This is a genomic window from Roseomonas sp. KE0001 (genome assembly GCF_016107285.1).
Classification (GTDB): domain Bacteria; phylum Pseudomonadota; class Alphaproteobacteria; order Acetobacterales; family Acetobacteraceae; genus Pseudoroseomonas.
On record NZ_RCVQ01000008.1, the window covers coordinates 191490 to 202997 of the forward strand.

General features: G+C 73.5%; 8 protein-coding genes. 2 read left to right on the forward strand and 6 right to left on the reverse strand.

Features of this window, described 5'->3' with window-relative positions; all coding sequences use genetic code 11:
* Positions 1-89: 89 nt before the first annotated feature.
* From D9598_RS16655 to D9598_RS16675, 5 genes are all read right to left on the reverse strand, one after another.
* Positions 90-1013 (reverse strand): VOC family protein, encoded by a 924-nt coding sequence (locus tag D9598_RS16655; protein ID WP_198367664.1) that lies wholly within the window; start codon positions 1011-1013, stop codon positions 90-92.
* The gene (locus tag D9598_RS16660) at positions 1010-1747 is read right to left on the reverse strand and encodes a serine O-acetyltransferase (RefSeq protein WP_198367665.1); all 738 of its coding nucleotides are present in this window, start codon (positions 1745-1747) and stop codon (positions 1010-1012) included. The genes D9598_RS16655 and D9598_RS16660 overlap by 4 nt, the downstream gene beginning before the upstream one ends.
* Positions 1737-3278, reverse strand: coding sequence for an aldehyde dehydrogenase family protein (locus tag D9598_RS16665; RefSeq protein ID WP_198367666.1), 1542 nt, complete (start codon positions 3276-3278; stop codon positions 1737-1739). The genes D9598_RS16660 and D9598_RS16665 overlap by 11 nt, the downstream gene beginning before the upstream one ends.
* Positions 3271-4179, reverse strand: a complete 909-nt coding sequence (locus D9598_RS16670; RefSeq protein ID WP_198367667.1) for an NAD(P)-dependent oxidoreductase — start codon at positions 4177-4179, stop codon at positions 3271-3273. Before D9598_RS16670 ends, D9598_RS16665 begins: the two co-directional genes overlap by 8 nt.
* Before the next feature lie 109 nt (positions 4180-4288).
* Positions 4289-5197: a LysR family transcriptional regulator gene (locus D9598_RS16675; RefSeq protein ID WP_232477328.1), complete on the reverse strand. Its 909-nt coding sequence runs from the start codon at positions 5195-5197 to the stop codon at positions 4289-4291.
* A gap of 134 nt (positions 5198-5331) precedes the next feature.
* Between D9598_RS16675 and D9598_RS16680 the strand changes: the two genes are divergently transcribed.
* Positions 5332-6273: a 2-dehydropantoate 2-reductase gene (locus D9598_RS16680; RefSeq protein WP_232477329.1), complete on the forward strand. Its 942-nt coding sequence runs from the start codon at positions 5332-5334 to the stop codon at positions 6271-6273.
* 65 nt (positions 6274-6338) lie between these two features.
* On the opposite strand, the gene D9598_RS16685 is transcribed toward D9598_RS16680, so the two are convergent.
* On the reverse strand, positions 6339-7325 hold the full coding sequence (locus tag D9598_RS16685; RefSeq protein WP_198367669.1) for a tripartite tricarboxylate transporter substrate binding protein: 987 nt from the start codon (positions 7323-7325) through the stop codon (positions 6339-6341).
* Between the two features lie 439 nt (positions 7326-7764).
* Here D9598_RS16685 and D9598_RS16690 point away from each other — a divergent pair, with 439 nt between their 5' ends.
* Complete coding sequence (locus D9598_RS16690) at positions 7765-11502, forward strand: PAS domain-containing protein (protein WP_198367670.1); 3738 nt, start codon at positions 7765-7767, stop codon at positions 11500-11502.
* Positions 11503-11508: the final 6 nt, after the last annotated feature.

The following is an 11508-nucleotide window of genomic DNA, read 5'->3' on the forward strand; positions in this document are numbered from 1 at the left end:
CCCTCCGACGCCGCACGGCGGCGCCTTCATCGGACGGGAAAAGCCGGCGCGGGATGGTGGTTTCCTCGGCGCCGCCGGAGGGGGGGGCGCTAGGCCCCGCGCCCCGCCGCTCCGGCGCAGGCCCGGACGAAGCGGATCACGACATTGCCGCAGCCGGCCACATCGGCGATGGCGGGGCCGGCCGCGGTCTCGACGGTCGCGACACCCGCCCCCGCCAACACCGCCCGCGCCACCGCCAGGTCCCGGACCGCCACGTCGATCGCCGCGCCGCCGGGCTCGCCGGGCGTCAGCCGGGGCATCGGCGTGGCGCCGAACGCCGCCGGCCAGTCGGCCGGGCGCAGCACGCGGAAATGGCCCTGGCCCGTGGGGAATTCCGTGGGGAATTCCGCCGCGAACGCCGCCGGCCCGCCGCCGAACATGCGCCCCAGCCGCGCGCACACGGGCGCCGGGTCCTCCGCCAGATAGGTCACGGCGGCGACATGGGTGGCGCCATTGGCGTGCCGCATCCAGTCGGGCACCCAGAGCAGGTGCGGCTTGTGCTGCTGCGCCAGGAAGTGGGAGACGCGCGGCAGGGCCGGGTCCAGCAGGATCTGCAGCGACACCACCGCCTCGTCCCAGTCCAGGCCCGGCGGCTTCACCTTGCGGCGGAAGTCGATGCGTCCCTGCGTGGCGATGCCGCGCCCCGCCATGGCGGCGCCGTCGCCGGACACGTCCCGGCTGTGCAGCGCGACCAGCGCCATGCCCTCGCGCTCGGCCAGCGCATCGCGCATGTGCCGGCCGAAGCGGAAGCCGCCGGTCTCCAGGCCGTCGATCAGGCTCTCGTCGTAGATCCCCATCAGCTCCAGCGCCGACCGCTCCAGCACGGCCAGCGCGGTGCTGGTTCCCCAGGGGTGCCGGCCCACCGGCGTGACGGTGAAGCCGAGGCGCGCGTAGAAGGCCCGCCCCGCCTCGATGTCGCGCATCAGGATCAGCGGATGGTCGATGCCGGGAAGCGGGACGGTCGCGCGGCTCATGGTGTCTCCCCGAGGCCGTAAGGGTGGCGGTGACGCGGCTTCGGCCGGGCCGGATGGCCGGCGACGGTGGTGCGCGGCGGCACGTCGGCCAGGACCACGGACCCGGCGGCGACCACGGCGAAGGCCCCGACCTCGATATTGCCGAGCAGGGTGGCCCCGGCCCCCAGCACCGCCCCCCGCCGGATCTTCGGATGCCGGTCGGCGCCGGCCTGCATCAGGGTCGAGCCCAGGGTGACGCCGTGCCAGAGGCTGACGTCATCCTCGATCACCGCCGTCTCGCCCACCACAAGGCCGAGGCCATGGTCGAGGAAGATGCCGCATCCGATGCGGGCGGCGGGATGGATGTCGCAGCCGAGGTAGCCCGCCGCGCTGCGGACCGCCATCGCCAGCGCGGGCTGGCCGCCGGTCCAGAGGCGATGCGCCAGGCGGTGCGACGCCAGCATCTGGAAGCCGCGGTGGCCGACCCAGGTGCCGAGCAGCCCGGACGGCTCGAAGTTGCGCGCGGTGATGGCCTCGAGATCCGACAGCACCGCCGCCGCGTCCGCCTCGGTCAGCGTGGCGGCGGCGAGCGGCCCGGCCTCCAGCCAGAGCGGCGGCAGCAGTCGGCCGAGCAGGGCGGCGATGCCGGCGACCGGCGTCGCCGCCCCAGCGGTGACGGCCAGCGCCGCCGCTAGGGGCGCGGGCGCCTGGTCGGCCTGGGCCGCGAGCCGCCGCCAGGTCGCCTCAGCCGACATAGCCGAAGGCGACGCCCGGCTGCGCGGCGGTCTCCACCCAGACGCTCTTGGTCTGGGTATAGGCCATCAGCGCCTCCCGCCCCGAGGAGCGGCCGAAGCCGGAGCGGCCGAAGCCGCCGAAGGGCGAGGCGACATGGATGGTCTTGTAGCCGTTCACCCAGAAGGTGCCGGCGCGCACCCCGGCGGCGACGCGGTGCGCCCGGCCGACATCCCCCGTCCAGACCGCCCCCGCCAGGCCGTAGGGCGTGGCATTGGCCAGGGCCACCGCCTCCTCCTCCGTGTCGAAGGGCAGCACGGCGAGCACCGGGCCGAAGACCTCCTCGCGGGCGATGGCGGCATCGGCCGCCACGCCGTCGAGGATGGTGGGCGCGAAGAAGAAGCCGCCCGTCTCCCGCAGCGCCGGCGGGCAGCCCCCGCCGGCGGCGATGCGGCCGCCCGCCGCGGCGGCCTCGGCCACCATCGCGGCGATCCTGTCGTGCTGGCGGCGGTTGTTGATCGGGCCGATCTGCGTCGCCGGATCGGCCGGCGGGCCGACCGGGATGTGCCGCGCCGCGACCGCCAGGCGCTCGACCAGCGCGGCGTGCACGGCGCGCTGCACCAGCAGGCGCGAGCCGGCGACGCAGCTCTGCCCGGCGCCGCCGAAGATCGCCGCCTGCGCGCCGATCGCGGCGCGGTCGAGATCGGCATCGGCGAAGACGATATTGGCCGACTTGCCGCCCAGCTCCAGCAGGCTGGGGACGATGTTGCGCGCCGCCGCGGCGGCGATCTCCGCCCCCGCCCCGGCGGAGCCGACGAAGACCACGAGCCGCGTCCCGCGATGCGCGACCGCCGCCGCCCCGGTGGTGGGCCCGGCGCCCGCCAGAACGTTGACCAGGCCCTTCGGCATCCCCTCGGCGGTGTTGCAGAGCCAGCCCAGCGCCAGGGAGGTGAGCGGCGTCAGCTCGGAAGGCTTCAGCACCACGGCGTTGCCGGCGCAGATGGCCGGAGCGATCTGCCAGCCGGCGGTGAAGACCGGCGCGTTCCAGGGGGTGATTTGCACCACCGTGCCGAAGGGCTCGTGCCGCGTGTAGTTCAGGTGGCTGGTCGGGACCGGGATGACCTCGCCATGCAGCTTGTCGCACCAGCCGGCATAGTATTCGAACATCTCCGCGACCTTGGCGACCTCGCCGCGCGTGTCGCGGATCGGCTTGCCGGCGGAGAGCGTCTCCAGCTCGGCCAGGGCCTCGGCCTGCTGCCGCACCAGGCGCGCCACCTCCCACATCGCGCGGCCGCGCGCCGCGGCGGTCATGCCCCACCACTGGCGCTGCGCCTGGGCGGCCGCCTGCATGGCGGCCTCGACCACCTCGCCACCGGCATCCGCGTAGGAGAGGAGCGGGCGGCCATCGGCGGGGTTGACCAGCTCCAGCGCCGCGCCACCGCCCGGCAGCACCGCGCCGCCGACGACGCTGCCGGCCGCGCCACCGGGCAGGAGGCCGTCCAGCAGCGCGGCGACGCGGGGGGCGGCCTGGCTCGGAAGGGTCGCGTCAGTCATCCTGGCTCTCATCCTGGCTCTCTGGGGTCTCACGGTAATCGGCCATGCGGGTGAAGTCGGCGCTGTCGGGAAGGCGGTCCGCGGCATCGCGCCAGATCCGGGCGACATGCTCCGAGAGCGGCAGGTCGAGCCCGGTCTCGGCGGCCAGCTCCAGGGCGAGGCGGACGTCCTTGCGCATCAGCCCGGCGGAGAAGCCGCTGTCGAAGGTGCCGGGCAGCACCCAGCGCGGCAGCATCACCTCGCTGACGGCGCTGCGGCCCGTGGCGGTGTTGACCACGGCGACCGCCTCCGCGGCCGAGAGGCCGGCGGCCTCGGACAGGCGCATCGCCTCACCCGTGGTGACGAGATGCGCCGCGACCAGGAGATTGTTCACCAGCTTGACGATATTGCCGGCCCCCGACGGCCCGACATGCGGCGCCCGCGCCGACATCGCCTCCAGCACCGGCCGCGCCAGCGCGTAGTCCTCCGCCGCGCCGCCGATCATCATGGTCAGCGTGCCGGCGGCGGCGCCGGACGGGCCGCCGCTGACCGGCGCGTCCAGCAGGCCGTGCCCCGCCGCCGCGAGCTGCGCGGCCAGGCGCCGGCTGGTGCCGGGGTCGGAGGTCGAGGTGTCGATCACCACCACCTTGCGGTCCCGCCGGTCCAGCAGCCCGCCGGGCGCGGTCACCACCGCCTCGACGTCGCGCGCCAGCGGCAGGGAGAAGACCAACGCGTCGGCGCCGGCCAGCATCTCGGCCAGCGTGGCGGAGACGGCGATGCCGGCGCCGGCGGCCAGCGCGCGCCGCGCCGGGCTGATGTCGTGACCCCGCACGGCGAAGCCCTTGCCGGCGAGGGTGGTGGCCATGGCCAAGCCCATATTGCCGAGCCCCACCACGCCCAGGGTTGCGATCTGCTGAGACATGCGGCCCTCCTGGCCCAGGACGTTACAGAGACGACCCGTCATCACAATCAGAACATTCCGTACATCCCGTGCTGATTCCGGCAACACCCGACCGGAGCCTGGCCCCGCCTCAGCCCCCCTGCCGGAACGCCACCATCCGCCCGGCCAGCCAGTCGATCAGTCGCGCGGCCGCCTCGGGCATGCGGCGCCCCGCCCGCACCAGGAGATGCGCGCGCGCCTCGGAGAGCATGGCGTCGCTGAGCGGCAGGGCCGCCAGGCTGGCATCGCGCAGTTCCGCCGCGACGGTGAAGGGCGGCAGGAAGGCATAGCCCATCCCGGCCATGACGAAGCGGCGGTGCAGCCCGAAGGAGGCGCTTTCCAGCCGGGGCACCAGCCGGAAGTCGCCATCGGCCTCGACGCGGGCGAGCAGTCGCCGCACGCCGTGATCGGCCGGCAGCAGCGCGACCGGCTCGGCGGCGAAGCCGCGCAGCGGCAGGGGAGCGCCGGCGAGGGCCAGCGGATGCCGGGGCGGCAGGATGGCCTGCAGCGGCTGGTTGGCGGAGAGCAGGCTGCGCACCTCGGCATGGGAGGGCGGCGTATAGGCCAGGCCGATATCCGCCTCGCCCTGCGCCAGCGCCGCCAGGATGCCGTCGCTGGTGGCCGTGGAGACGCGGAAGGCGATGCCGGGATGGGCGGCCGAGAAGCCGGCCAGGCCATGATCCATCAGGTCGGCCAGGAAGCCGGCGCCGCAGCAGAGCCGCACCGTGCCCTGTTGCGCGCCCTGCAGGCGGCGCAGCCGGTCCCGCAGCAGGTCCAGCTCATCCATCTGGCGCTGGGCGTGGTCGACGAGGATGCGCCCGGCCTCGGTGACGACGACACCGCGCGGCAGGCGCTCCAGCAGCGGCTGGCCACACTCCGCCTCCAGCTCCATGATCTGCCGGCTGATGGCCGAGACCGCGACATTCAGCCGCGCGGCCGCGCCGCGCACGGAACCGGCCCGCACGACCGCCAGGAAATACCGCAGGGCCCGGCCATTCATCACCTCCGCAGGGTGCCGGCGGGGCATGGCGCTGGCAAGCGGCGCCGCCCGGCGACGCCGCGCTCCCCCCGGTCCGCGAAGGGCCGGGATATGCGACACTGGCCGGACGCCACGCCATCCGGAGGACAGCGGCCATGAGGATTCTCGTACTGGGTGCCGGCGGCACGGGGGGCTACTTCGGCGGCAGGCTGGCGGCGGCCGGGGCGGATGTGACCTTCCTCGTCCGGGAGCGCCGCCTCACGCAGCTACAGCGCGACGGCCTGCGGATCGAGAGCCCGCTCGGCGACGCGACCGTCCCGGTCAGGGCCGTGCCGCGGCCGGAGCCGGGCCGGCGCTACGACCTGGTCCTGCTCACCTGCAAGGCCTACGACCTGGCCGATGCCATGGCCTCGATCGGGGCGGCGATGGAGGGCGGCGCCACGGTCCTGCCGATCCTCAACGGCATCGCCCATCTCCAGCGGCTGAACGAGCGCTTCGGCGCTGGCCATGTCCTGGGCGGGACCGCGAAGATCCAGGCGACGCTGGGGCCGGACGGCGTCATCCGGCACCTGAACGACTGGTGCAGCCTGACCTTCGGCGAGCAGGACGGCGCCGGAACCGCGCGGTGCCGGGCGCTCCTGGACGCCTTCGCCGGCACCGGCGTCGATGCCCGGCTGTCGGGAGACATCCGGCGCGAGCTCTGGCTCAAGCTCGTCCATCTCGCCACGGTCGCCGCGCTCACCGTGGTCCTGCGCGCGAATGTCGGCGAGATCGTCCGCACGCCCGAGGGCGGGGCGCTGTTCCAGCGGCTTCTCGACCTCCATGCCGGGATCGCGGCCCGGGAAGGCTTTCCGCCGGACGAGGCCTTCCTCGCCTCCTACCGCGCGCTGTTCTCCGACCCTGCCTCGACCTATGAGGCCTCCCTCCTCCGGGACCTCGAGCAGGGGCGGCCCATCGAGGGGGATCACATCCTGGGCTTCATGCTGGAGCGGTGCCGCGCCCACGGCCTGCCGGACGAGATCCTGTCCCTCGCCTGGACCCACGCCCGGGCCTATGAGCAGCGGCGCGCCGCCGGACGCCTGCCGGGCGCGGCCTGACCGGCCCTCCCCGCCCGCCGGGGCGGAGGGCGGGCGGGCGGCTCCTTGCCGCGGCGGGCAGCAGGCTAGTTCACCACGATCCCCGCCGCGCGCACCACGGGCTCCCACTTCTCCATCTCCGCCTTGAGCCAGGCGGCGGCGTCCTCCGGCGTGCCGCCGGGGCGGGGCTGGACGGACAGCTCGGCGAAGCGCTGCTGCAGGGCATCGGAGCGCAGGACGGCGTTGATCGCCTCGTTCAGGCGCGTCACCACCGCCGCCGGCGTGCCGGCGGGCGCGAGGACCATGTGCCAGGTGTAGGCCTCGTAGCCGGGCATCCCGGCCTCCGCGAAGGTGGGAACATCCGGCAGCTGGGGCAGGCGCCGGTCGCCGCTCACCGCCAGGCCCCGGGTGGCGCCGCTGCGCACGCTCTCGATCCCGTCCGAGGCGACGTTCAGGAACATGGTCAGATTGCCGTTGAGCAGGTCCGGCATGGCCGGGGCGGAGCCGCGATAGGGGATGTGGTTGACCCTCAGCTGGCCGGCCTGCCGCAGGAACAGCTCCGTCGCCAGATGCACCGCCCCGCCATTGCCGGAGCTGCCGTAGTTGAACTGTCCCGGCTTGTCGCGGAAGAGCGCCACCAGCTCCGGCAGGGTGCGGGCCGGAACATCCCTGTTCACCATCAGCAGCATCGGCACCGTGCCCACCAGGGCGACCGGCCTGAAGTCCGCCACGGGATCGAAGCTGAGATTGTGGAAGAGCGCGCGCAGCACGGCATGGGCGATGGTGTTGTAGAGCAGCGTGTGGCCATCGCGCGGGGCCCTGGCGACGGCCTCGGTGCCGACCACGACGCCCGAGCCCGTCCGGTTCTCCACCACCACGCGCTGGGGGAGCTGGCTTCCCAGAGCCTCGGCCACCAGCCGGGCCGCGACATCGGTGGGACCGCCGGCGGCGAAGGGGCAGATGAGGCGGATGGGCTGGTCGGGCCAGGCGGCGGCGGCCTGCCCCGGCCAGGCGGCCGGCAGGCCGGCCGCGGCGGACAGTCGCAGCAGGTCGCGGCGAGGAAACTTGGACATCGTGCTCTCCCTGGTGACGGAGCGCGCGACCGGCCCGGGATCTCTGCCCCGTGGGCGGCGGCGCCCTTCTGGCGTTCAGCGCAGGCCGGAGGGACCTGGCGTGGCGCGTGAAAGGTTCGCCCAGACGGCCGCCATCTGCAAACCTTCATGGACGGGCCGGGCGGGTGTCGGCCCGGCCCGCCGGGCGAGGGTCCGGTATAGTATTTCCCTCGCGCGGCGCGGCTTGCTATCCTCGCCGCATGCCCGCCCGCTCCCCCGCCCCGGCCCTGATCACGCGTCCTTCCCGCCACCCCGGCGAGGCGGCACCGTCGCCGGCCGCCATCGGGCGGACCGGGGCGGCCGGTCGCTCCTGACCCTGCTCACGAGGCGAGGCCCCGCCCCGACGCATCGGCGCCGTGCCGGCTTCCGGTGCATGACTGACTGAAGGCAGCCGAGCGCGATGGATGACAGGATTCAGGCTCCCGGCTGGACCGAGGCCGACCGGCTTGCGGCTCTCGACCGTTACGGCATTCTCGACACGCCCCGCGAGCAGGACTTCGACGATCTCGTCCGCGTGGCCTCCACCCTGCTGGAGGCGCCCATCGCCGCGGTGAACCTGATCGCGCGGGACCGCCAGTGGTTCAAGGCCGAGGTCGGCCTCGACATGCGCGAGATGCCGCTCGACAACGCGATCTGCGCCCGGGTCATGCTCCAGCCCGGCGAGATGGTCATTCCCGATCTGCGGGAGGATGCCCGCTTCCGCTGCAACCCGCTGGTCACCGCAGAGCCGGGGCTGCGCTTCTATGCCGGCGCCCTGCTGGAAACACCGGAGGGGCTGCCCCTCGGCACCCTCTGCGTGCTCGACACGGCGCCGCGCCCCGGCGGGCTGACGCCCCAGCAGCACTTCGTGCTCAGGACGCTGGCGCGGCAGGTCATGAGCCAGCTGAACCTCCGCCGCAGCCTGGCGCAGCAGGAGTTCCTGCGGGCCGAGCAGGCCCGCTCCGAGGCCCTGCGGCGGCAGGTCCTGAACAGCGCGACGGACTTCGCCATCATCAGCCTCGACCTCGCGCGCCGGGTGACCGGCTGGAACACCGGCGCCGTGAACATCCTGGGCTGGAGCGAGGCCGAGATGCTCGGCCGCTCCGCGGATCTGATCTTCGTGCCGGAGGAGCAGGCCGCCGGCCTCCCGGACGCCGAGGTGGCGCTCGCCGTCCGGAACGGCCAGGCCTCCAACGAGCGCTGGTACCAGCGCAAGGACGGCTCCCGCTTCTGGGGCTCGGGCGAGATGATGCTGCTCCGGGACGAGCGGGGCGCGCACACCGGCTACCTCAAGGTGTTGCGCAACCGCACGGAGCAGCATCTGGCCGGACAGGCCCTGGAGGTCGTCAACGAACGCTTCCGGCTGGCGCAGCGGGCGACGCGGGACGCGATCTGGGACTGGAGCTTCGAGGACGATCGCGTCCTCTGGAACGAGGCCCTCGAAGAGGCCTACGGATGGCGGCCCGAGCAGGTCGAGCCGACCGGCGGCTGGTGGCTCTCCCACATCCATCCCGAGGACCGGGACCGGATCGACCGGGAGATTCACGCCGCGATCGACAGCACCGGGACGAGCTGGTCCGGCGAGTACCGGTTCCTTCGCGCCGATGGCAGCTATGCCGAGGTGCTGGACCGCGGCTACGTCATCCGCGCGCCCGGTGGCCAGGCCATCCGGATGATCGGCGCCATGCTCGACATCAGCGAGCGGCAGCGCACCAGGGCGGCGCTGCAGGAGGCCGACGACCGCCTGCGCCTGGCGACCAGCGCCGCCGGGATCGGTACCTTCGACTATCACATCCCCTCCGGCGAGCTGACCTGGGACGACCGCTGCCGCGCGCTGTTCGGCCTGCCGCCCGGCGCGTCCGTCAGCTATGAGGACACCTTCGTGGCCGGGCTGCATCCGGAGGACCGGGCGCGGGCGGAGCAGGCGGTGCGGCAATCCATGGACCCCGCCGGATCGGGGCATTTCGCCGCCGAGTATCGCACCATCGGCCTGCAGGACGGGATCGAGCGCTGGGTCTCGGCGCAGGGCGAGACCCATTTCGAGAACGGGAGACCGGCGCGGCTGGTCGGGACCGTGCTCGATATCACCGACCGCAAGCGATCCGAGGCAGCGCTGCGCGAAAGCGAGACGCGCTACCAGACCCTGTTCAACTCGATGGATGAAGGCTTCTGCATCATCGAGTTCATCGACGGGCCGCACGGCCCCCTGAGCGACTACGTCCATGTCGAGGCCAATGCCGGGTATGAGCGGCACACCGGCATTCCAGACATCGTCGGCAAGACCATCCGCGGCCTCGCGCCGCAGGAGGCGGAGGGCTGGCTCGAACTCTACGGCAGCGTGCTGCGCACCGGCCGGCCCATCCGCTTCGAGCGGTATTTCGCCGCGGCGGGGCGCCATATCGAGGTTTCGTCCGCCCGTGTCGAGCAGGCGAGCCGGCCACAGGTCTCGGTGCTGTTCCGCGACGTGACGGCCCGCAAGCAGGCGGAGGCGGCGCTGCGCGAAAGCGAGGCCCTGGCGCGGGAGAACATCCAGCGCGTGCAGCTCGCGCTGGCGGCGGGCGCCATCATCGGCACCTGGCTCTGGGACCTGCCCACCGACCGCTTCACGGTGGACGAGGCCTTCGCCCGCAGCTTCGGCCTCGATCCCGCGCTCGGGCATATCGGCCTCAGCCTCCAGCAGGTCGTCGCGACCGTCCATCCCGATGACAAGCCCGGCCTCGTCGCCGCGATCAACACGGCAATCGCCCGTGGCGGCGCCTATGCCCACCAGTACCGGGTGCGCCGCGCCGATGGGCGGTATCACTGGATCGAGGCCAATGGCCGTGTCGACCATGCGCCGGACGGCACGCCGCTGAGCTTCCCCGGCGTGCTGATCGGCGTGGAGGAACGGCGCGCCGTGGAGGCGGAGCGCGACCGCGCCGCCGCGGCGCTGCGCGCCCTCAACGAGACGCTGGAGCAGCGCATCGCCGAGCGGACGGCCGAGCTGCTGCAGGCGGAGGAGCAGCTGCGCCAGAGCCAGAAGATGGAGGCCGTCGGCCAGCTGACCGGCGGCCTCGCCCATGACTTCAACAACCTCCTGACCGGTATCACCGGCAGCCTGGAGTTGCTGCGCGCCCGCGTGGCGCAGGGCCGGGTGACGGACATGGATCGCTATGTCGCGGCGGCGCAGGGAGCGGCGACGCGCGCGGCCTCGCTGACGCACCGCCTGCTCGCCTTCTCCCGCCGGCAGACGCTGGACCCCCGGCCGACGGATGTGAACAGGCTGGTCACCGGGATGGAGGAGCTGATCCGCCGCACGGTCGGGCCGGCGATCGAGGTCGAGGTGGTGGGGGCCGGCGGCCTCTGGCCCACGCGGGTGGATCCGCCGCAGCTCGAGAACGCGCTGCTCAACCTCTGCATCAACGCGCGCGATGCCATGCCGCGCGGCGGACGCCTGACCATCGAGACCGCCAACCGCTGGCTCGACAGCCGCACCGCGCGGGACCGCGACCTCGGGCCCGGGCAGTACATCTCGCTCTGCGTGTCCGATACCGGCACGGGCATGACCCCGGATGTGGTGGCCAAGGCCTTCGATCCGTTCTTCACCACCAAGCCGCTGGGCCAGGGCACCGGGCTCGGCCTTTCCATGATCTACGGCTTCGCCAGGCAGTCCGGCGGGCAGACGCGCATCTATTCGGAGCCCGGCCAGGGCACGATGGTGTGCCTGTACCTGCCGCGGCACCTGGGCGAGGCGGAGCCGCCGGAGGCGCTGCCCGAGCTGGCCGACGCCCCCCGGGCGGGGCTGGGCGAGACCGTCCTGGTGGTGGATGACGAGCCGACCGTCCGGATGCTGGTGATGGAGGTGCTGGAGGAGCTGGGCTATGCCGCCATCGAGGCGGGAGACAGCGCCACGGGCCTCAAGGTGCTGCAATCCGATGTCCGCATCGACCTGCTGGTGACCGATGTCGGACTGCCCGGCGGCATGAACGGGCGGCAGATGGCCGATGCCGCCCGCCTCAGCCGCCCCGACCTGCAGGTGCTGTTCATCACCGGCTATGCCGAGAACGCCGTGGTGGGCGACGGGCACCTCGACCCCGGCATGCATGTGATGACCAAGCCCTTCACCATGGAGGACCTGGCCGGCCGGATCCGAAGGCTGATCACCGACAAGGCTTCGTAAGGGACA